The sequence below is a fragment of the Heliobacterium mobile genome, from assembly GCF_009720735.1.
Classification (GTDB): Bacteria; Bacillota; Desulfitobacteriia; order Heliobacteriales; family Heliobacteriaceae; genus Heliobacterium; species Heliobacterium mobile.
Window position 1 is genome coordinate 14,718 of sequence record NZ_WNKU01000025.1, and the last position, 20,844, is coordinate 35,561.

The window sequence follows — 20,844 nt, forward strand, 5'->3', positions numbered from 1 at the left end:
TGCTTCCCCCGGGCCGATTCTTCCGTACGATAACCAGAAAAACCCCACAAGGCAAAAAAAAACACAAGCCTCTTCGCTTGTATTTTTCGTAAGCCTGTTACAACTTTCTACTGCATAACCAAGGGGACCAACCGTTCCGCCATCAGTTGATATCCTTCCGCATTGGGGTGAAACTTGTCTGCTGCGAGATAGTCGTTCACCTGCGGAGGAAATAAATCAAGGGTAGGTACAAAGGTGGTTTTCGGAAAATCGGCGCAGACTTCGGCACTGGCTGCATTCCAGTTGCGGATGACCGATGAGGTCAATAGCTCATAATCCATTTCGCTGAAGGGATTGTATAAGCCGACATAAAAGATATTGGCATCCTCATTTATGCTTCGAAGCTCGGAAAGAATTTCCGTCAGGTTTTTGACGTATTTGGCCTTATCCGTTTGGATTTCCGTGAAATTCAGATTGGTTAGGGACTGACCCCCATTCAACAGATCGTTGCCTCCGATTGTCATTACAATGATATCGGCCGATTCCACCTGTTTTCGCACTTTCTTCTCTTTGAGCCGGAGGAGCAATTGGTCCGATTTTTCCCCGTTCACAGCGATATTGGATAAAGAGACCTCGTGATGAGAGTTCTCCTTCAATCGATCGACCAGATAACCTACGTACCCTTTCCCCGAAGGGTCTCCCGTTCCTCGCGTCAAAGAGTCTCCCAAAGCAAGTACCCTAAGGTTCTCTTTTTCCACGACGGATGTCTTCGTCACCTTGGCTGTGTCTTTCTCCGCCGTCCTGTTCATCAGCGCATTTATCGATATTCCCTGATAGTCACTCCAGAGAAACCATCCCAACCCGGCGAGGCCGATCACACAGACAGCGACAGTCATCGATATGAAGACTTTTCTCCATTTTCCTTTCAATATCATCGCCCACTTTTTGTTTTACTATTATTATCAAGGCATCATATGCTTATTATAATAAAGAAAGAGCGTTAAAACAAATTTTGTTCTAACGCTCTTCTATCGGCCCCTTTATAGGACCCAGAACAAACTCTTTTTATAGAACCATTATTTAATGGTAGAATTGTTAACGCTAAAGTAGTTTACCCTTCCAACTCGTGAATGACAAACACTAGACGGCTTCCCATCATAGCGGCGTACCTGTGGTGGACCATGACTACTTGAGACATACTTCCCTGCCTTGTCGTGAAAGCTTTACCTACGACTTGATTTATCGAAAAAGCTGCTTCAACTCACCAATTAATGTTTTAAGATTGAGTGCAAAATGACCGAGCACCAAAGCGACCATGCCAAAGCCCAGCCATATGTGCAAATCTTTCATCAACGGGACGGACATGCCTGCAAAGGTCCAACTTTTCGATGCCATGGGACCGTGAGGTGCTACAAACAAGCCGATGCCCGTGATCGCCACTACCAGGGTCAGGAGACCGAGACCCGATGAGAGTATCCCTTTGACTCTGCTGTACGATACCGGTTTCGTCACTACTGTCTTCTTATCGATATTTCCGATTGTTTGATTGGTTAATGAACTCATGAAAAAACCTCCTCTTGATGTCACAAGTTTTCCTTGCCTTGTAAATATACCCGGCAAAACTGAAATTCCCCTGAAAGAGAAATTTCATGGCTCTATTCTAGCGAGCTTTTGTGTTCAGCCTGTGTACTCCCCGTGAACATTCGGAGGTTTTACATCGGAGGTCTTTAAAAAGAAAAAAGAGGCTAGCCCGCCTCCAACTCTTCCCTCTTCGTTGTATCGACCTTTTTTAGATGGCTATGTATTCATAGACATCTTCCGACTCGATGATTTCACAAAACTGCTGAACCAACAGGGGATCCCATTGCACCCCGGCATGTTTGCGCAGAATATCCAAAGCGACCTGTCGGGAAAGCGCCTTCCGGTAGGGGCGATCGCTCGTTAACGCATCAAAGGCGTCGGCGATAGCGAGGATCCGTCCTCCCAGAGGGATCTCGTCTCCCTGCAAACCGTCCGGGTAGCCTTTCCCGACATAGGATTCATGATGGCTGCGGATAAAGGGTAAACAAGGCGCCAGCGACGAGATGGACGAGCAGATTTTTTCGCTCAAGACCGGATGGTTCTTGATGATTTCATATTCCTCCAGCGTCAACTTCCCTGGTTTAGCTAGAATCTCATCACGGATTCCGATCTTGCCGATATCATGGAGAAGCCCGGCGAACTTGATCAGTTCGACCTCTGGATCGTCAGGGACTACCCTGCGGGCCAACCGGTAGGCATATTCGGCAGTCCGTTTCGAGTGATTTACACTGTAATCATCTTTTGCTTCCAAGGCCAAGGCAAGAGATATGACGATATTGTGAAAGTTCTCCAGTTGGTCATGTAACGATTTGATCCGCAGCAACGATTTGACCCGCGCCGCTAGCTCCAGTGGGTTAAGGGGTTTTGTGATAAAATCGTCGGCCCCGTTCTCCAGGCATTTGATTTTCTCATCGATGCCATGTAACGGCGTAATCAGTATCACTGGAATGGGTTGTGTCTTCCGGGCGCTCTTGATGGTCGATACTAGGGAGTAGCCATCCTCTTCCGGCACCATCACGTCTAAAAGCATGAGATCAGGCTTCTCCGAATCTACCTTGTTCAAAGCTGCTTCAGTGCAGTCTGCTTCCACGACGTTATACTCCTTCAAGAGCTGGCAAAGCAGCAGACGGTTCGCCTCGTTCTCATCGACCACTAATATTCTCGGTTTGTCCACGTTGTTCACTCACATTCTGTCCTAACTCTTGATGTCACTGGTCGGACTTATCCCGCAAAAAAGCTCCGATGAACCTCCCCGACTCCCTCTCAAAAATATATTAATTATTTTTGAAAGTGCTTTGTGTTTCTAGTTTACGCCAATTACTAGTCGATAAGCAAGTAAAACCCCTATCTTCTCAATGCTTGTGACCATCTTTTTAAGATGACCTCTTTGATGTCCCTTTATAATCTCCTTTACTGTTGCAAATCTGTATGTTAATAAATTTCATTTGGGAGGGTTCATCGATGGAGAACTTTCTTCCCCTGTCCATTGAGTTATGGAAGCAATTTTTAAATCGATTCGGTATGCCGAACCATATCGCCCCGGACGATATCCTATCAGAGATGGCGCGACAGAAGGATCACATCGACCGTCTAGGTATTTCCAAAGCTCCCTGCGTGCTGATGAAAGGTCCCGGTGGAACGTGCAACTATTTCATCATCAACGACCTCGCCGCTGGTGCCGTATGCGAAAACTGTGGGACAAGCAACTATGTGGTCTTCCTCTATGATCCCAACGCAGGAGAAAATTTAGAAAAGAAAACGTTCCTGCCACGTGCGGAGACCTATGAAGCCCTGGGAATGACTCCGAACCATCCCGACTTTATGCGCTTTCATCCGGTGCCGATATACCCGGACACCGACCTCTGGTTCTGCCCCAACTGCCAAAGCATCCATCGCTTTGCCGTCGATGGAGATGGGCAGTTGTCCATGGTTCAGGATGCATTAGCTCCCGAAGATATGGCCGTCGCCTTTTCCGAATAGAAAAAGCAACCCCTGTGGAGTTGCTTTTTCTTCAGATAACCTGTACCTAGAATTTCTTTAGATCACGCTTTTCTTATGTTTGTCCAAGAACTCTTCTACATCATTATACAACCCGCTTTGATTCGCGTATTTTACATAGTTCCTTATCGTTCGCAACCATTCCAATGTAGAGGGCTTCGTGTTATGTAGAGCTTCTTTTATGTCCGCCATCTCGATTACCCGCTCAATACCTGTCGTCATGATTTCTGAGATGACCTGTTCTGTCGCCGTTTCGATGACGTTCTCAATATCTGCACCAGAGTATAACTCGGTCATCTGGGCGAGTTCATCCGCATCGATCGCTCCTACCGGTTTATCCTTGAGCTTGATTTCAAAAATGGCTTTGAGAGCTTCCCGATCGGGAGGGGCCACAAAGATCATTTTGTCAAATCGTCCGGGCCGCTTAAAGGCGGGGTCTACATCCCAGGGCATGTTGGTAGCGCCAATAATCAGCAGTTGATCGGAAGAGGCGTCGATCCCGGCTATCTCCGTCAGCAGTTGATCCACCACGGTTCACAGGTTTCCAGAATAGGATTTCTGCGATTAAAACCTATGGCATCCAACTCATCCAGGAAGAGAATACTGGGCTTTTGCGCTCGATCCGATGAAAAAATGTCTCGAAGATTCTGCTCACTGACCCCGTGATAGGGGTCCAAGACGTCGGTGATATGTACTGGGATAAACCGGGCATTGCACTCCCCCGCCGTCGCTTTGGCGATGTACGTCGGTAAGAAAATACACCCTATTGGTAATAAAATTCCAACAGCTACATATACATAGATAATGTCCAAACCAAATATCCCCTTTCCGCCTAAATCGCTGGCTGCCGCAGGATCGATTGCGAAAGGGGCTATATTCTGCATGAATCCTATTCTCATGGCTTTCTTACTCTTCTTTTTGGCCGTCGTCGTCCCCGATGTGATTATATCCGTCAGGGACTACATCACCGAACGACACAGTCTTTGTCTTTCTCTACAAAGACCCAGTCCAGTTCCCTCTTGGTCGCCGCCGGAGTACACCTTGGATCCCATCCAAGAATCTGTACCGGGGCGAAGCCCTCCCTTACCTACGGTCTACCTAATTGACGGTGACCAACGACAAATTCCCCTTTCCTCCTAAACTACGCTGGCTGCCGAGACAGTAATGGTGAGGGTGAATTATCTTGAGCCTCATCCTGATTGCCACAGTCCTTATCTTTTTGGGGTTGGCGATTCCAGATGTCGCCGAATCCTTTCAAAACTATGTGAATAAACGGAACAACGGACTTCGCCGACGTTCAAAAGGGAACTCTGTGTTGCGCACCGCTTTGGAAGTCTCCGAAGACTGCAGGCCGGCTAAGTCCCCTGTGTCTGCTCAACGACCTCAAGGCAAACGAAAAATCAGTAAAGAGTAAAAACACTCGCCCCGCACTGTATGCAGAGCGAGTGTTTTCGTTTTTTAGGTACAAAGCAAAAACACAAAGAAACCATACTTCCTTCACATACCGTTCACGAAACGGACACAATCGGGTGGTACATTATAACCACAGCGCAAGACAAAAAACTCCAATCGCAAAGAAAGGAAGTATCGTTACCATGAAAACCTCAAAATTTAACCGGATCCTGAGCGGTCTGTTTGTTGGCGGAGTACTCCTAAGCAGCGGCATCGCCGCTTACGCCGCCACCGATTCCACGCAGACTGCACAAAAACCTCCCTTTGCCATCGGCCAAGGCAAACCGCCGAAGGAACGAGTCAGCCCCGCTGATGTCCTGAAAAAACTCGTCGAGAGCGGGACGCTGACGCAAGCCCAAGCGGATGCGATCTCCAGCGCCATGTCAAAGCCTCCGGAAGACGGTATCAAAAAACTTGTTGACGCTGGCACCCTGTCCCAAGAGCAAGCAGAGGCCATCGGTCGAGCCCTGCACATGGGTCATCGCGGCCCCGGTGGTGAAGGACCTCGTAGCGGAAGCCCCTTTGCGAAACTGGTTGAAAAGGGTACTTTGACGGAAGATCAAGTAAAGGCCATTATGAGCAAGATGCCGAAGCCTAGCGACAATAGTCAGCAAGCTCCGGTAAACCCAGACGATATCATTGCTCAACTGGTCACCGATGGGACGTTGACCCAGGCCCAAGCAGATGCGATCAAAGCCGAAGGACCGGCTGCGCCTAAACGAAACGATGGCACTGCACCGGAGCGAAAAGGTCCCTTTCAACAACTCGTAGCCGATGGAACCATTACGGAAGCCCAAGCGCAAGCCATCATGAGCAAGTTCCCGAAGCCTGAAAAACCGGTCGATGGGACTCAGCCCGCACCGGTAAAACCAGATGAAATCCTGGCTTCTTTGGTCACGGACGGCACGATCACGCAAGAGCAAGCCGATAAGATTCAAGCCGCTATACCTGCCAGAAAGACACCAGCGGAACTCTTAGCCCCGCTCGTTGAAAAAGGGACCATTACCCAAGAGCAAGCCGATGCGGTCGTAACTACTCTTCCCCAACCGGGTGACAAAGAAAAACAACCGCCTGTAAAACCGGAAGATACTTTGAAAACCCTCGTCGATAATGGCACGATCACCCAAGCTCAACTCGACGCGTTCTTAAAAGCCATGCCGATGCCCCAGGGCGGTCCCCACAAAGACCCGCAGCGGAATGGCGGTAACGATAACGCTAAGTAACACTGTTAACAGGTCCAAATGAGAAACAGGAGTGCTGATCATTATCGGCGCTCCTGTTTTTTACTTGGTTATTTGGTTGTACTTTGTTTTTGTACTTTTATCGTTCAAATCGTCTGATTTAGACGGTCCAACACAAAGGGCACAATATCCTTCGAACGAGACAAGGTCCGAGGTTTATGCACGAGCTTCGGAAAACGATTCTTTTTGTCAAAGTAATAAACCAAAGTCTCGTTTCGATCGGCGAAAGTGAGAATAAACCCATAGACCTCGTAGTGCATTTGGGTCGCTCGATCCAGGATTTCCGGCATCCGGCCCTCACAAACTTCGGCACTGGGTGCTTCTACGTTGGCGATTCCCACACGACCATCGGCGTACTCTTTTAAGGAGCAGTGCAGGATCTCGTCAATGCTCATCTGGGTGATGTCATCAGGAACAATCATTTTCCGGGAGATTTCTTCGACAGTTTCCCCGATGGGGTACTGGGAATAAAGATCATCTAGTACGATGCGGTCTTCTTCAGAGGTTTTACTGCTGGTGAGTCCCCGTGTATCGATGATAATTCCGTAGATGAGCGCCTTGACTTGAGCGGCCGATAGGATCACGCCCAGCTCCTTGGCCATCTTGGCGATGATTGTGCAGGTTGCTCCAACCGCTTCGATGCGTATCTCCTTAATGTCGTGATTCACCAGCCTATGGTGGTCCACACAAAGGATCGGCTGCTTGGTGATGCCCAACTGGCCGTAGGATTCAATGGGGTCGTTATGGTCCACCAGAACCAGATCGTTCTTTTCAATGGTTTCGATATCAACAACCGGCGGAATAAACAGATCTAAAAAGGACAGCCGGTACAATGTCTTGTGTTCTATCACATACGGACTGGGGTTAATCAGTACCGCTTGGGCCGGTCGACCCGTTTGGTTTAAGATATCGGCCAAAACGATGGAACTGATCAAACTGTCGGCATCGGTGTATCTGTAGTTGTGGCCGATAACCAGGATCATGAACCTCAACTCCTTTTCGACAATTATAACGCAATCAACCTGATTTGCATCTACTAAGTTGTCGTCAAGACTTATCACATTTGCAATAGATTCAAAAAAGGCAGGCAGGAGTTTTTCGGCGGAAGACTTTGACCGATTCGTAAACCCTCGCTTCTCTCTTTCCGGGGGTTCGCCGTATATCGATTCGGCTTGTTGAAGCCGTAAGGAATTTTCCTGACAAGTAAACAAAAAACGCTATCCTTCAAGATGTCCCAAAGAAAAGCGTTCTCATTTGTATCAAGACTCAGTGTCTTATTTTCACTTTCCCTTTTCTAAGGGCCTAGCGAAGCAAGAAAAAATAAGATGGTTTGAGTTTGATTAAACCTCTTTTAGCAATACATCGTTGAGGGGTATCCTTGGCCTCGGTGCTGGAACATGCTCGGGAATCCCGATGGGCAATAGTGCGACCACATGGTATCGATCTTCTAAGTTCAAGATCTCTTTCAGCTTATCTTGATCGAACATCATCACCCAGCATGTCCCTAAGCCTAACTCTACAGCCCGTAACGTAATGTGATCGATAGCGATGGCTGCATTGAGTCCTAGATAGGCTCTCGCAGCGATGGGATCGCTGTTGCGACGTTTGGCGTAGTCTTCTGGCCGCATTTCTTCGAGGGGTGTCCCTAAAAATGCCCCCGCTTCCTTCAACTCGTGGAACCGAGTACCGACGGATTCAGGAGAAAAGACCTGGGTATCGACACAACAGACGAAAACCACCGGGGCTTTCGGCACGAAGGGCATTGGTGTGGCTTGAGCCAGTTGAGTTCGAATCTCTTCACTTTTCACTACAATAAATCGCCAAGGCTGAATGTTTCCTCCCGATGGCGCCAGACGAGCTGCCTCTAGAAGATCGGTCACTTTCTCATCTGGAATGGGTTCGTCTTTAAATTTGCGGCAGCTCCGCCGTTGGGTTATTGCTTCGATGACATCCAAGGCCCTTCCTCCTTATACGACTGCTGTTGCTTTATCATTCTCTGACTAATCCATACTTTATTATATCACCGAACATGTTATACATCTCTTCCAGCAAAATCGACAACTCAGGCCCCTTTGTTTGGCCTATCAATATGGCTTAATCCCAAAAAATTCGTTGATTGCCGAAAAAGCTGTATCGACCATAAAATCAATATCCCCTTCGGTCACGACATAAGGCGGCATGAAATAGAGAATATTTCCGAGCGGTCGCAGGATGATGCCTTTTTCCAGACCCTTCTTGTATATCTGGTAGCCAATTCGCTTTTTCCAATCAAAACCACGTTTCGATGGCTTATCTTCCACAAGCTCGATAGCCCCTACCATACCTAGTTGGCGATACTCGCCGACATAGGGATGATCGTTGGCCTGCTCCATCACTTTTTGGACTATGTAGGCAGACATTTGTCTGTTCTTCTCGATGACCTGATCATCTTCAAAAATATTGAGCGATTCACAAGCTACCGCGCAGGCGATAGGATTACCGGTGTAACTATGACTGTGCATAAAGGCTTTTTGTTCGATGTAGTCGGCGTAAAAGGCATCATAAATGTGATCGGTTACTACCGTTACGGCGAGTGGCATGTATCCGGCGGTGAGCCCTTTCGATAGACACATCATATCCGGTCGAATCTGAGCGTGCTCACAGGCGAACATCTCGCCTGTCCTTCCGAAACCGACGGCGATTTCATCGGCAATCAGGTGGAGTTGATACCGGTCACAGAGTGCTCGTAGTTTCTTCAGATAAACCGGCGGGTACATCTTCATCCCTGCCGCACACTGAATGAGCGGTTCGATAATGATTCCACACAAGGTCCTATGATGTTCGGCAATCGTTTCTTCCATCTGTTGAAAGCACGGGGCATCGCAATGCGCTCTTGACTCTCCAAACGGGCACCGGTAGCAGTCCGGTCCTTCCACCCGAACGGTATCTAACAACAAGGGCTTAAAGACTTGGCTATAAAGATCGATATGTCCGACCGATAAAGCCCCGAGAGTCTCCCCATGGTAGGCATCGGTCAAGGCGGCAAACCTTTTTTTCTGGCTCATCCCGGCCTGCTGATGGTATTGAAAACTCAATTTCAAGGCAACCTCAATCGCGGAGGAACCATTGTCAGCAAAAAACACCTTATTGAGTCCCTGTGGTGTAATGGAAACGATCTTTTCTGCCAATTTAATAGCCGGTTCGTGTGAAAAATTTGCGAAAATCACATGCTCAAGCTGATCGATTTGCTCTTTGATGGCTCGATTCATCCGTGGGTTGCTATGCCCGAATAAATTCACCCACCACGATGACACCGCATCCAGATAGGACTTGCCGTTGACATCATAAAGATACGGCCCACGGCCTTTTTCAATAATTAAGGGTTTTAACTCTTCATAGTCCTTCATCTGCGAACAGGGATGCCAGATGTATTGTAAGTCTTTTTCTTGCAGTGTGCTCATCATGTTCAAGCAGAACCCCTCTCAACCTACAAAACTTTTGCTGTTTAAATTAAAGCAAAAGGCGTCCTGATTGTAAACCTGTTTTATGTGTAGTCGTCAACAATCAAAAAGGGTTGATCCCTTTGAACGCAAGGCTATAGCTCAAAGATAATACTGCTTTTATGCTGAGGACGATATCCACCCAAAACTAATCTCATCGCTCCCAGGTTTGAGTTCATAGGGCAAGCAACGGCGAAGATACTGGTTCTGATATCGTTGGTGCAGTTAAAATAACCATCTTTTCCTTGACGATGACCCCCTTGATTTATACACTATAAACATAGGTTCCAGCTACGTGAATAACGCGATGGAGTTCGCGGTAAAGCCGTTTAACGGATGATGACTCCTACTCGATTTCTTTCGGGTAGGAGTTTGTTTTTTTCCTGAAGAAGGAGGTGAACGGCATATCGAATAGATTTCTTGAGGATGTCCTCCACGAAGTGCGGGGAATAATCGGATTGTCGGTGCGGCGGTAGCTCTAACCATCTCGGCGGATACCGCGCTCCCATGGAAAGGATATGGACGTTAACGATGAATTATCTGTCAGTTGCGCTTGGCGGGTTTATCGGGGCCATTTTGCGTTACGAAATCGGACAATTCTTTTTGCCTGCCGTTCAAGAAGGCGGTGGATTCCCCTGGGGAACGCTCATGATCAACCTTACGGGATGCTTTGCTTTATCTTTATTTCTTACTCTAACCTTAGAATTCATTTCAGTGGATCCGAACATTCGATTGGGTGTATCGACGGGATTTTTAGGCGCCTATACGACCTTCTCCACCTTTGCGTTAGAAAGCATCAAGCTACTGCAACAAACACAATACTGGGATTTTGGTATCTATCTTTTCTCTAGTGTTTTTCTGGGCATCGCCATGTCTGCCTTTGGATTATTTACCGCAAGGACGTTGGCGAACTATCAGAGAGGCAAAGCCAGCGCAAGCTGAGGAAATAGTGGGACGTCCCTCTATTTGATAGGAGATAATCTATGGAGTTACTTATCATTGGAGTCGGGGGCATTGGCGGCGCATTAAGCCGTTATGCCATCGGGAAATACCTTGCACAAAAATCTTCTCTTTCGTTCCCCTTGGCCACCTTTTTGATCAATGTGACCGGGGCTTTTTTCCTTGGGTTATTAGCTACGAATATGGTAGCCGATCCGGCGGGAAGCCTCATCGAGAAATATGGCTTTCAGGTCGGCTTTTTAGGAGCCTACACGACCTTCTCCACATTCACTTATGAATCGATCCGGCTAATGGAAGATGGCGAATGGTTGCATTTCTTCTTGTACACGGGCGGAAGTACGATCGCAGGCCTTCTCGCTTGTGCCTTGGGAATCAGCATAACCTTATGGTAAAGGAGTCGATGAAGTTGTTAAAACCGGGTAAGGCGAAGTTGTTGAAAATATTTGTAGGTGAAACGGAGAAGTTTGAAAATACTTCTTTATATCATGCGATCCTGTTGAAGCTCAAAGAAAAGGGTTTGGCCGGAGTGACTGTTTCCCGAGGGGTGGAAAGCTTTGGGGCTGCAAACCGTATCCGTACGACTCGAATTCTTGATTTATCAGCTGATTTACCGATGATCATCGAGGCTGTCGATACCAGCGAAAACATTGAGCAGGTTTTACCCGAAATATCGGCGATGGTCAAAAAGGGATTGGTCATCACTTTCGATGTCGATGTGATCAAGCAAGGGTGAGCTTACCCAGCTACCCTGCCGAAGCGCCAAAATATTTTTTTCATGGATAATTCCTATCGTCCACATCGATGTTCACGGTGAAGTGAAACACAAAAACCGTTGTTCCTCAAACAGTCTTGAAGAACAACGGTTTTTTGCGATCGTTTCTTAACCCTATAGAACCGAAAGTATCCCACACAGGGGTACTTTGGATAATACAAGCTGATTTGTTAAAATAAGTTTGTTATGATAAGATCGAAAATGAGGAACTCCGTTGAGTTCAATTTCGGAAAGGTGGATGGGCAATGTCGATTCTCTCCGAACAGGCATTTCCACGCAGCGTCCGTGATGTCAAATTAACTCCACGGGGACAGGTCTTTCCTAGCCCAACAACTTGGCGAGATCAAGTCGTTTATTTCCTACTCCCCGATCGCTTTAGCGATAACCAGGAAAAAAGCCGACCCCTCTTCGACTATCAACAGCCTGAGCAATTTCGAAACTTAGACAAAAAAGTATGGATGGCATCAGGCCAACGTTTCCAGGGTGGGACACTCCGAGGAATAGTAGGAAAACTAGACTATCTAAAAAAGCTCGGTGTCACCACGCTGTGGTTAGGTCCCATCTGGCGCCAGCGACCAGATCTTCAGACGTACCATGGTTATGGTATTCAGAACTTTCTGGATGTAGACCCCCGCTTTGGAACTCGTCAGGATTTGCGCGACTTGGTAGATGGTGCCCATGAACGGGGCATGTATGTGCTGCTCGATATCATCTATAACCACACGGGAAATAACTGGTTCTATGCCGATGAAAATGAACAGCCTGTCGATACACGCCCCTATCGTTATTCACCGCCTTACCCTTTCCACGGCTGGCGATCGGCGACGGGTCAAAGCGTCCAAGAGATCGCTCAAGTGGATGACGGAGTCTGGCCAATAGAGTTCCAAAATTTAGATATCTATCACAGAGCCGGTTCCATCGGCCACTGGGATCCGGAGTCATGGGAAAACCCGATGCACCCGCAAACAGAGTTTCGCCGGGGAGACTTTTTCGACCTAAAAGACCTCGCCCTGGAAACAAACATCATAGAGACCATTATCAAAGTATACCGTTACTGGATTGCGGTGAGTGACTGTGACGGCTTTCGGATCGATACGGTGAAACACGTCCCCTGGGAAGTTTCTCGCTGTTTTTGTGGAGCTATCCGAGAATATGCCGAGTCGATCGGCAAAGAGAATTTTCTGCTTCTGGGTGAAGTGACCGGTGGGGCAGAAATGGAACGCAACTATCTGGAGGTTTTTGGCCGCAACATCGATGCCACCTTGGATATCGGCGACCCGGCTCGCCGGCTCACAGGGATGGTCAAGGGACTTTATGAGCCGAGCACTTTTTTTGACCAGTTTGGTGGTCACGATATTCTAGGCAGCCATCGTGAAACGGGCCGCTATCATGTTTCTATTCTAGACGACCATGATATGGTAGGCAGAGATGGGAAATATCGTTTTTCCGCCCATGTCGATATTCCGAAACGATTTGAGCAGGTTGCACACGCTGTAGGTGTCCAATTGACCACCCTCGGCATCCCCTGTATCTACTATGGCACCGAGCAAGGCTTTGATGGCAATCAGGATCAACACGATGTGCGGTTTGAGCCGTTTGGCGGTGAGGATCGTTACATCCGGGAATCGATGTTTGGCAGTACTTTTGGAGCCTTTGAGACCAGTGGTTGCCACTTTTTCAATGAAAACCACCCGTCGTACCTGCGAATCGCCGCCATCGCCCGTATTCGCAACCGCTCCGACCGGGTCGGCAAAACATTGCGACGCGGACGACAATACTTGCGAGATACATCCTTACTGGATCAAGACTTCACCGTTCCTAGACGGGGCGAACTGATAGGCTGGTCGCGAATACTCTTTGATTGTGAAGTGCTCATCACCCTTAACACCCATGGAACAGAGAGCCGCGGCGCCTGGGTGATCGTCGATTCCGATCTCCATCCAAAAGGAAGTACAATGTCCATTCTTTACAAAGGGGACTGGAGCGACGAAAATCTACAGAATCCACCGCAAGATCAAAGGCTTACCGTTTCTGAGCATAAAGGCCGATGCGCCTTATGGATAGAACTGCCACCGGCGGGCATGGCGATTTTTGCGTCGGAAGTCCTGTCCATCGCAGCAGGCGGAATGTAACCATCGATGTCCGGGCATCCGAGTACATCACGATATTGCTAATTCTGGAGCGTAGCCATTGCGCATCCTTTGTTACATTCTAAACTCTGTCATTACCTGTTCTAATACTAAAGCCACCTGATTTAATTGCTTCGCCGCCGACGCCAACTCAGCCATGGATTTAGCCAGTTTTTGCACAGATGATGCACCTTCGCTGACCATACAAAAAGGACACTACTATTATGTAACTAAATCAGTTATAATTAGAGCTAAATGAAAAGCTTCACAACTTGAATCGAATTATGATATCTTGCAATAAGCAAAGAAGGAGGCGTTTTAGATCATGAAGAAACCTCGCGTCGTTATTTTGGGTTCCGGGTATGCCGGAATTCTCACCACCGTTCGATTACAACGCCTTCTTCATAGACATGAAGCTGAAATTGTTCTGGTCAACAAACATAACTACCACTACATGACCACTTGGCTCCATGAAACAGCGGCCGGCACAGGGGACGATAACATCATTACCATCGATATCGACAGTGTGTTCGATACAAATCGAGTTCGTTTCATCAAGGATACGGTCGTCGATATTCAAAAAGACGCTCAACTGGTCATCTTGGAAAATGGAGATCCGCTCGCCTATGACTATCTGGTTGTGGGCCTTGGATATGAACCGGCTACATACGGCATACCAGGCATCGCTGAGTATTCCCATACTATCCGAAGCATCAACAGCGCTCGTGAGATTCGCACTATAATCGAGAATCGTTTTGCTGAATACGCGATGCGAAAAGACCATCCAGAACGGCTTATCTTTGTGGTCGGTGGTGCAGGATTTACCGGTATTGAATTTGTTGGCGAATTGGCGGAACGAATCCCCCAGCTTTGCACTCGATTCGGCATTCATCCCGATCAGGTTCGCCTTTTGAATGTAGAAGGTGCTCCATCCATTCTTGCGGGATTTGACGAGAGCATTGCCACGTACACTCAGTCATCGTTGGAACAGATGGGCGTAGAGTTTCGACTTTCGACCAAGATTAAATCCGTCGGTCCCGAGCATGTTACCCTCCTTTCCGAACGGGGAGAGGAGACGCTTGCAGCCATGGTGATCTGGACGGGAGGAATTCAAGGGAATACCGTTGTCTGTGATACGGTCTTCGAAGCGGATCGGGGACGGATTCCCGCCGACGAATTCTTACGGATTCCCGGCTACACCAACGCTTTTGTCATTGGCGACTGTTCCTCTTTCTTAAACAAGAAGACGGGGCGTCCTTACCCGCCTACGGCACAAATCGCCATTTTGCAGTCCAAAACCTGCGCCGATAACGTAGCTGCCTTGGTACAGGGTAAGCGAACATTAAAACCCTTTGACCCCTTTATGAAGGGAGCCGTCACCTCTATCGGAAAGCACGACGCAGCCGGTGTGGTCTTTGGAATCAAGCTAAAAGGTAAATTGGCTGTGTTTATGAAAGCGTTGATTGACGTTCGCTATTTATGGATGCTGGGCGGATTGAAGCTGGTCTTTACCAAAGGAAAAATTGCCGAGTTCCTTGCTTCTTCTAAATCGACAATGGAACCCCACGTATCTTCGAACAAAAAGTAGACCTCCCGGTACGGTCTACTGCAATAAATGCCCTCACTTTATGTCAGGGCATCTTTTTTGTGTTGTAACGGTGATAACGGACAAGTGGGCCTTTACGATGTTTTCGCTATGCTGTCACGAATGACAAGCTCTCCTTTTACCATCGTTAACGTAGCCCCTTTGTTCGAAGACGGTTTAACGGAAACTAAAAAACCGTCGCCCTTAATTTGATGGCAACGGTTTAACGTCTTCCCTTTACATTTTTAACGTGGTTTCTGAGACCTTTTCGCGACCTCATTACAGCTAAGAACGCATATTGACGGGCTATGTAAGCAATGGCGGAGAGGGTGGGATTCGAACCCACGGAAGCCTCACGACTTCAACGGTTTTCAAGACCGCCTCCTTCAACCGCTCGGACACCTCTCCATCACTATTCACTCCCCTTGCGGGGACAACAAATAATATAGCACACTCCGTCTGGAAAATCAATAAGGGTAGTTTATTCCAACGCGACTTCGAGGAAGGGACCTATTTAGCCCCTTCCTCCCTTATCCCCTAAACCCAAATAACAATCTTAAAAGGTGCGAAGTTCTACTACTACATCGCCACTTCCACGATAACCTCCACCTCAACCGGCGCATTCATCGGTAGTTCAACCACGCCCACGGCCGATCGGGCATGCTCCCCCTGGGAACCGAAGATTTGGCTGAAGAGTTCAGAGGCGCCGTTGATGACAGCAGGCTGGTTGGTAAATCCGGGAGCACAGTTCACGTAGCCGGTCACCTTGACGATGCGGACAATTCGATCGAGGTCTCCGATGACTGACTTGATAGCCGCTAAGCAGTTGAGGGCGCAGATGCGGGCAGCGATATATCCGTCCTCCATCGATAAGGTATCACCCAGTTTTCCATGGTAGGCCAACACGCCGTTGATAAAAGGCAGTTGTCCCGCCGTAAAGACCAGGTTGCCTGTGGCTACGGCCGGGACATAAGCCGCTACCGGTTTGACGAGGTCGGGCAAGGGAAATCCCATCTTGTTCAACCGTTTTTCGACGGACTCTTCCGATGGAAGTACTACCAGCATTGCCGCCATCTCCTTCCGCTTATTGCTTAGTGACCTTGAGTTTTCGAGGCTCGTCATCCTTCTTTTCCGGTGCTTTCTGAAACCCAGCTACCCGATTTTTCCCTAACCGTTTCGCTTCATAGAGGGCCACATCCGCCCTCTGAATGAGCTTATCGATCGTCTTGCCGTCTTGCGGGAAGGCGGCCACACCGATGCTCAAGGTGACATACTCCAAGTGACCGTCACCGATATCGATAGGTGTTTGTTCGATCCGCCGGCGGATGCGCTCCGCGATGGTCATCGCCATTTCTTTGTTCACATGGTTTAGAACGATCGTCACTTCTTCTCCGCCAAAGCGGACCGCGATGTCCCCTTCCCGGAGGCAGTTTTTGACGTTGGCGGCGACCATGCGCAAAGCGTTATCGCCAGCGTCATGACCGTACGTGTCATTGAACTTCTTGAACTGATCGATGTCTGACATCAAGAGGCAGAAGCTCTCGTTCCGTTCCCTAGCTTGAATCAGCATGCTTTCGAGGACTTGTTCCAGGTACCGGCGGTTGTGAAGTCCCGTGAGAGGGTCGATGAGGGACAGTCGACGGTTGTGTTCGATGAGCCGCATGTTACTGATGGTAGGTGCCGCCAAGGCTAACAGGCCTCGGATCATGCGGACCGATTGTTCGTCAAAAAAGCCCGGCATTTTGCTATAGATGTGCAAAATCCCGACGACCTGGCCGCCGACACTTAAGTTCGTGCAGAAATAGCTTCCCGATTCGGACCGCATGGCTTGGCAAGGGCAGCCATACTCCATCAGCGCATCTTTAACAACTAAATCTACACCGGATACATAGGCCTTGCACCAGTTCAGGTTGTGTTCGTTATTTCGGTGCAGGATGAGTCCTTCTTCCACCCAGTGAATCAGCATCTGGGGATTGTCTCCACCTGCCACAGCTCGCAGCATGACGGCATCAATGCGCCCGTTTCCACGGCGAAGACGACGCAGGTAATGTTCCAAGATGCTGTACACTTCTTCCTCCGTCATCGCTCGGGTCAAATCGAGGGAGCAGGCGAGCAGCACTTCTTCTTGACGCTTACTTTCCATATATTCCGTGAGATCGGTAAAGGTCACGATGATCGATTCGACCGTACCGTCTTCACCAAAAGTGGGTGTCTGGTTCAATATGCCCCAGTGTGTTTTTTCGCCACGGACGATACCGATGACTCGATCTTTGACAGGGGACTTATGTCGATTTCGCTGAAATGAGGCTAATTTGTCTGTGGAAATTTGGTTCCCGTCTTTATCCAAAAAGGTGCATTCAATCGCAGAAATGGGAATCGGCATGGGGATCTCTCCCGTGATTTGGAGAATTCCTCTGGCAGCTGGATTCAGATTGAGTATGTTATCCGACGGATCCAGCAGCACGACCGCCTCAGTGAGGTTTTCAAAGAGCGTGCGGAACTTTTTCTCGGACCGGCGAATTTCCATCTCTTTTAGTTTGCTCGCCGTAACATCATAGTAGGTCAAAACTACAAAACGCTGTCTGGGAATCGGCACGGCACTCGCCATGAGCCACATGGTCCGACCATCATCACGGAAGGTAATCTGCAAGATACGATCATGGATCGCCTGACCTGATTCGAGTACGGTCCCGACAAACAACTTTTCTAACGATACTCGCCCGCCCTGTTCGTCATAAATTCCCGCGTACTTCTCCCAGTTAAGCGCATTGCGAAGTTGGGCACTTTTCTCGGTTAAACCCAAGATATCCAAGGCCCGTTGGTTATGTTCCAACACTTTTCCCGCTCCGTCGAGGATCAGCATCCCCTCCCGGGAAGCGTTGAAGATCGTCTGGATGCGCTCTTTTTCCGCATGTAGGGCATCCTGCGCCGTAGCGAGTTCCGTAATGTCCCGGTAGATGATCCGGATGCGAGGTTCCCCTCGGAAATCCCGGTACATCTGATAAGCCAGCAAAAGATGCTTGGCGCCGGAAGAGGGTAACGATGTCACACCGGTAACGCCGTCCCGTGCGGTCTGTTCCCGGAAGTCTTTGAACATTCGCTCTGCCGCCTCAGGAGCTAGCAGACTAGGAAATTCACGGCCCAATGCTTCCGAGTACGTTTCAAACCCTAGCAGGCGGGCCCCGGCGGGATTCATCCAGAGCACCCGGTAGCTGTGACCGTCTATTTCGGCCACCCCTTCATCGATCATGGTGAGGACTTTGCGCGAACGCATCACCTCTCCCTGCATGAAGGAATGATAGGTGTTTTTTACGGCTTGTACGATTTGATTATTGTCGATCATTCCGCCGATCCGTCCGTCTCGGTTCCGAACTAAGAGACGACGGATGCGATGCTGCTCCATATATCGGGCCACATCAAAAATGGTCATGTTTTGGGAAATCGTCATGGGCGACGGGCTCATCACCTGGACAACGGGGCTTTGCAAATCCAAGCCACTGCGGGTAAACCGGACTACATCCCGTTCCGTCAAGATGCCCACTGTTTTTCCCTGCTGGTCGATGAGCAGACAACCCAGACGCTCTTCACTCATCTTGGCAAAAGCGCCGCCGATCGTGGTGGCCACATCGACCCGGTGCAAATCAGTCGTCATACAGTCCTGAACCGTGAGCGGCTTTTTGAAAAAATCTTCTTCCAGTTTACGGACGATATCGGTATAGGTGACGATGCCCTTCGCTCGGGGAATGCCTTCTTCACCAGCGCGGACCGGTAGAGAATTCTTTCGAGGTTTCGGCCCCGGGCCAGAGTCCTGTTCCGGTTCAAACAGAGTTTCTCGGCGCTCTTGCTCGTCGGCTTCGGTGACGACAAGGTGACGGACACCTTCTTGCTCCATTACAAACAACACTTCATCGAGGACGGCCGTCTCTGGCAAATGAACGAGCCGACTAGTCATCACACTTTCCGCTGTTGTGTTACGGAGATCGACGCCAGATGCGACAAGCCGGACCAAATCCCTCTCCGTGATAATTCCGACAACCACGTCTCCGCGAGTGACCAAAATACTGCTAATATTCTTTTCATGCATGATCGCCACTGCATTAATTAACAGCGCTTCGCCCTGGAGAGTATACATTTCCGGGCTCGCCAAGGAAGCCAAACTGTGCAAAGCTGCCCCCTCCGTTTCGTCCCCTGGAACATCCAATAGCAAGATGATCTGCCAAAAAATAATTATCCATTATCTATCTATGTCTAGGGTTAAGTAATATATTTTCGGCAAAAAACCGCTGAGTCCTGCCGAAAAAAAAAGAAAGAGTCTCCATCAGGGAGAACTCTTTCTCACAAAGTAACGATGTAAACCTATCGGACTTAGCCGTCGGCCACGGACCCATTTATTTTTTGGGCACGATGCGATCCGTTCCCATATAGGGTCGCAGCGCTTCCGGTATGAGGACGGTTCCGTCAGGCTGCTGGTAGTTTTCCAAGATGGCCGCGACGGTTCGTCCGATGGCCAGGCCTGAACCGTTCAGGGTATGGACAAACTCCGGTTTTGCCTTCGGGCTCGGGCGGAAGCGGATGTTCGCCCGCCGAGCTTGGAAGTCCTCAAAGTTCGAACAGGAGGAGATTTCCCGGTATGTCTGGAAGCTCGGCAGCCAGACTTCGATGTCGTAGGTCTTCGCCGACGAGAAGCCCATGTCCCCGGTGCAGAGGGTGATCACCCGATAGGGCAAACCCAACAGTTGCAGGATATGCTCGGCATCGGCCGTCAGCTTCTCCAGCTCTTCGTAGGAGTGATCGGGGTGGGTGAACTTGACCAACTCCACTTTGTTGAACTGGTGCTGACGAATCAGCCCGCGCGTATCCCGACCGGCAGCGCCGGCTTCGGCCCGGAAGCAAGCCGAGTACGCACAGTGGTAAATCGGCAGCTGCTCCGCTTCGAGGATCTCGTTGCCATAGAGGTTGGTCACGGGGACTTCCGCCGTGGGGATGAGGAAGTATTCGGTGCCGCTTACGGCAAACATGTCCTCGGCAAACTTCGGCAACTGTCCCGTGCCGAACATGGACTGCTTGTTCACCATGAAGGGCGGGAAGATTTCCGTATATCCCCGCTGGGCGTGGGTATCCATCATCAAGTTGATGATGGCCCGCTCCAACCGGGCACCCAGTCCTTTATAGACGGTAAAGCGTGCGCCCGTAATCTTGGCTCCCCGCTGAAAATCGAGGATATCGAGCTCTTCCCCTAAATCCCAGTGAGCTTTGACGGGAAAGTCAAAGCTCTCCGGCGTTCCCCATGTGCGCATTTCCACGTTCTCTTCTTCGGAAAGGCCGACCGGGACAGAGGCGTGCGGAATGTTGGGGATATAGTAGAGGAGTTTTTCCATATCCTCTTCGATCTGAGCCAGTTGGTCGTCGAGGTCCTTGATCTGATCGCCGACCTGGCGCATCTCCAGGATCATAGCCTCGGCATCTTCTTTGGCTTTTTTCTTGCGGGCGATTTCTGCGGAGACGGCATTTCGCTGAGCTTTTAACTTTTCCACTTCCACCAGGATAGAACGGCGGCGGCGGTCCAGTTCCAGAAAATCATCGAGGGAGAGGTTGGCGCCTCGGTTTTTGAGCGCCTCCTCCACCACCTGGGGATTGGCCCGGACAAATTTGGTGTCTAACATGGGAA

20 protein-coding genes, 1 tRNA gene and 1 riboswitch are annotated in these 20,844 nt (G+C 49.3%); of the genes, 9 read left to right on the top strand and 12 right to left on the bottom strand.

Annotated features, from left to right (window positions below; translation table 11 throughout):
- Positions 1-107 precede the first annotated feature (107 nt).
- The 3 genes from GJ688_RS15835 to GJ688_RS21415 form a co-directional block, all read right to left on the bottom strand.
- Positions 108-908, bottom strand: coding sequence for an SGNH/GDSL hydrolase family protein (locus GJ688_RS15835; protein ID WP_170292075.1), 801 nt, complete (start codon positions 906-908; stop codon positions 108-110).
- Positions 909-1,218: 310 nt separating this feature from the next.
- Positions 1,219-1,542, bottom strand: coding sequence for a DUF4405 domain-containing protein (locus GJ688_RS15840; RefSeq protein ID WP_155477521.1), 324 nt, complete (start codon positions 1,540-1,542; stop codon positions 1,219-1,221).
- Between the two features lie 226 nt (positions 1,543-1,768).
- Positions 1,769-2,743 (bottom strand): HD domain-containing protein, encoded by a 975-nt coding sequence (locus GJ688_RS21415; protein ID WP_155477522.1) that lies wholly within the window; start codon positions 2,741-2,743, stop codon positions 1,769-1,771.
- Positions 2,744-3,021: 278 nt separating this feature from the next.
- Between GJ688_RS21415 and GJ688_RS15850 the strand changes: the two genes are divergently transcribed.
- Complete coding sequence (locus GJ688_RS15850) at positions 3,022-3,540, top strand: hypothetical protein (RefSeq protein WP_155477523.1); 519 nt, start codon at positions 3,022-3,024, stop codon at positions 3,538-3,540.
- Between the two features lie 57 nt (positions 3,541-3,597).
- On the opposite strand, the gene GJ688_RS21070 is transcribed toward GJ688_RS15850, so the two are convergent.
- The gene (locus GJ688_RS21070) at positions 3,598-4,089 is read right to left on the bottom strand and encodes an ATP-binding protein (protein WP_328597387.1); all 492 of its coding nucleotides are present in this window, start codon (positions 4,087-4,089) and stop codon (positions 3,598-3,600) included.
- Positions 4,071-4,442 carry an AAA family ATPase gene (locus GJ688_RS20815; protein ID WP_268892089.1) on the bottom strand — a complete coding sequence of 124 codons (372 nt, stop codon included), beginning with the start codon at positions 4,440-4,442 and terminating at the stop codon, positions 4,071-4,073. Before GJ688_RS20815 ends, GJ688_RS21070 begins: the two co-directional genes overlap by 19 nt.
- Between GJ688_RS20815 and GJ688_RS15860 the strand changes: the two genes are divergently transcribed.
- The 3 genes from GJ688_RS15860 (at position 4,441) to GJ688_RS15870 (ending at position 6,233) form a co-directional block, all read left to right on the top strand.
- Positions 4,441-4,698: a hypothetical protein gene (locus tag GJ688_RS15860; protein ID WP_170292076.1), complete on the top strand. Its 258-nt coding sequence runs from the start codon at positions 4,441-4,443 to the stop codon at positions 4,696-4,698. The two genes, GJ688_RS20815 and GJ688_RS15860, sit on opposite strands and share 2 nt — an antisense overlap.
- A gap of 43 nt (positions 4,699-4,741) precedes the next feature.
- Positions 4,742-4,972 (top strand): hypothetical protein, encoded by a 231-nt coding sequence (locus tag GJ688_RS15865; protein ID WP_155477525.1) that lies wholly within the window; start codon positions 4,742-4,744, stop codon positions 4,970-4,972.
- Between the two features lie 181 nt (positions 4,973-5,153).
- Entirely contained in the window at positions 5,154-6,233 is a 1,080-nt protein-coding gene (locus GJ688_RS15870; RefSeq protein WP_155477526.1) for a hypothetical protein, read from the top strand.
- A 104-nt stretch (positions 6,234-6,337) separates the two neighbouring features.
- Here the strand turns inward: GJ688_RS15870 and GJ688_RS15875 are convergent, their stop codons facing one another.
- The 3 genes from GJ688_RS15875 to bioA form a co-directional block, all read right to left on the bottom strand.
- The gene (locus tag GJ688_RS15875; RefSeq protein WP_155477527.1) at positions 6,338-7,234 is read right to left on the bottom strand and encodes a DHH family phosphoesterase; all 897 of its coding nucleotides are present in this window, start codon (positions 7,232-7,234) and stop codon (positions 6,338-6,340) included.
- 357 nt (positions 7,235-7,591) lie between these two features.
- Complete coding sequence (locus tag GJ688_RS15880; protein WP_155477528.1) at positions 7,592-8,206, bottom strand: nitroreductase family protein; 615 nt, start codon at positions 8,204-8,206, stop codon at positions 7,592-7,594.
- Positions 8,207-8,335: 129 nt separating this feature from the next.
- Entirely contained in the window at positions 8,336-9,691 is a 1,356-nt protein-coding gene (gene bioA / locus GJ688_RS15885) for an adenosylmethionine--8-amino-7-oxononanoate transaminase (protein WP_155477547.1), read from the bottom strand.
- A gap of 333 nt (positions 9,692-10,024) precedes the next feature.
- A riboswitch (Fluoride riboswitch) is annotated at positions 10,025-10,086 on the top strand.
- Between the two features lie 175 nt (positions 10,087-10,261).
- Between bioA and crcB the strand changes: the two genes are divergently transcribed.
- From crcB to GJ688_RS15910, 5 genes are all read left to right on the top strand, one after another.
- Entirely contained in the window at positions 10,262-10,672 is a 411-nt protein-coding gene (gene crcB, locus GJ688_RS15890; protein ID WP_170292077.1) for a fluoride efflux transporter CrcB, read from the top strand.
- 41 nt (positions 10,673-10,713) lie between these two features.
- Positions 10,714-11,082 (top strand): fluoride efflux transporter FluC, encoded by a 369-nt coding sequence (locus GJ688_RS15895; protein ID WP_155477530.1) that lies wholly within the window; start codon positions 10,714-10,716, stop codon positions 11,080-11,082.
- Between the two features lie 8 nt (positions 11,083-11,090).
- A complete protein-coding gene (locus GJ688_RS15900) occupies positions 11,091-11,423 on the top strand; it encodes a DUF190 domain-containing protein (RefSeq protein WP_155477531.1) in 333 nt (110 codons plus the stop codon).
- Between the two features lie 284 nt (positions 11,424-11,707).
- Positions 11,708-13,594 carry an alpha-amylase family glycosyl hydrolase gene (locus GJ688_RS15905; RefSeq protein ID WP_155477532.1) on the top strand — a complete coding sequence of 629 codons (1,887 nt, stop codon included), beginning with the start codon at positions 11,708-11,710 and terminating at the stop codon, positions 13,592-13,594.
- 322 nt (positions 13,595-13,916) lie between these two features.
- Positions 13,917-15,179, top strand: a complete 1,263-nt coding sequence (locus GJ688_RS15910; protein ID WP_155477533.1) for an NAD(P)/FAD-dependent oxidoreductase — start codon at positions 13,917-13,919, stop codon at positions 15,177-15,179.
- A 315-nt stretch (positions 15,180-15,494) separates the two neighbouring features.
- On the opposite strand, the gene GJ688_RS15915 is transcribed toward GJ688_RS15910, so the two are convergent.
- The 4 genes from GJ688_RS15915 to serS form a co-directional block, all read right to left on the bottom strand.
- Positions 15,495-15,584 (bottom strand) — tRNA-Ser (locus GJ688_RS15915).
- Between the two features lie 171 nt (positions 15,585-15,755).
- Positions 15,756-16,241, bottom strand: a complete 486-nt coding sequence (locus tag GJ688_RS15920; RefSeq protein WP_155477534.1) for a RidA family protein — start codon at positions 16,239-16,241, stop codon at positions 15,756-15,758.
- A gap of 19 nt (positions 16,242-16,260) precedes the next feature.
- Complete coding sequence (locus GJ688_RS15925; RefSeq protein ID WP_155477535.1) at positions 16,261-19,341, bottom strand: diguanylate cyclase; 3,081 nt, start codon at positions 19,339-19,341, stop codon at positions 16,261-16,263.
- Between the two features lie 223 nt (positions 19,342-19,564).
- The gene (gene serS, locus GJ688_RS15930; protein ID WP_155477536.1) at positions 19,565-20,839 is read right to left on the bottom strand and encodes a serine--tRNA ligase; all 1,275 of its coding nucleotides are present in this window, start codon (positions 20,837-20,839) and stop codon (positions 19,565-19,567) included.
- Between the last annotated feature and the right edge of the window lie 5 nt (positions 20,840-20,844).

Bases quoted from the DNA above. Each gene is read 5' to 3' on its own strand.
- GJ688_RS15905 (WP_155477532.1), top strand. From the start codon at position 11,708: ATGTCGATTCTCTCCGAACAGGCATTTCCACGCAGCGTCCGTGATGTC.
- GJ688_RS15900 (WP_155477531.1), top strand. From the start codon at position 11,091: ATGAAGTTGTTAAAACCGGGTAAGGCGAAGTTGTTGAAAATATTTGTA.
- serS (WP_155477536.1), bottom strand. From the start codon at position 20,839: ATGTTAGACACCAAATTTGTCCGGGCCAATCCCCAGGTGGTGGAGGAG.
- GJ688_RS15875 (WP_155477527.1), bottom strand. From the start codon at position 7,234: ATGATCCTGGTTATCGGCCACAACTACAGATACACCGATGCCGACAGT.
- bioA (WP_155477547.1), bottom strand. From the start codon at position 9,691: ATGAGCACACTGCAAGAAAAAGACTTACAATACATCTGGCATCCCTGT.
- GJ688_RS15840 (WP_155477521.1), bottom strand. From the start codon at position 1,542: ATGAGTTCATTAACCAATCAAACAATCGGAAATATCGATAAGAAGACA.
- GJ688_RS15850 (WP_155477523.1), top strand. From the start codon at position 3,022: ATGGAGAACTTTCTTCCCCTGTCCATTGAGTTATGGAAGCAATTTTTA.
- GJ688_RS15920 (WP_155477534.1), bottom strand. From the start codon at position 16,241: ATGCTGGTAGTACTTCCATCGGAAGAGTCCGTCGAAAAACGGTTGAAC.
- GJ688_RS15870 (WP_155477526.1), top strand. From the start codon at position 5,154: ATGAAAACCTCAAAATTTAACCGGATCCTGAGCGGTCTGTTTGTTGGC.
- GJ688_RS15895 (WP_155477530.1), top strand. From the start codon at position 10,714: ATGGAGTTACTTATCATTGGAGTCGGGGGCATTGGCGGCGCATTAAGC.
- GJ688_RS20815 (WP_268892089.1), bottom strand. From the start codon at position 4,442: ATGCAGAATATAGCCCCTTTCGCAATCGATCCTGCGGCAGCCAGCGAT.
- crcB (WP_170292077.1), top strand. From the start codon at position 10,262: ATGAATTATCTGTCAGTTGCGCTTGGCGGGTTTATCGGGGCCATTTTG.
- GJ688_RS15860 (WP_170292076.1), top strand. From the start codon at position 4,441: ATGAATCCTATTCTCATGGCTTTCTTACTCTTCTTTTTGGCCGTCGTC.
- GJ688_RS15910 (WP_155477533.1), top strand. From the start codon at position 13,917: ATGAAGAAACCTCGCGTCGTTATTTTGGGTTCCGGGTATGCCGGAATT.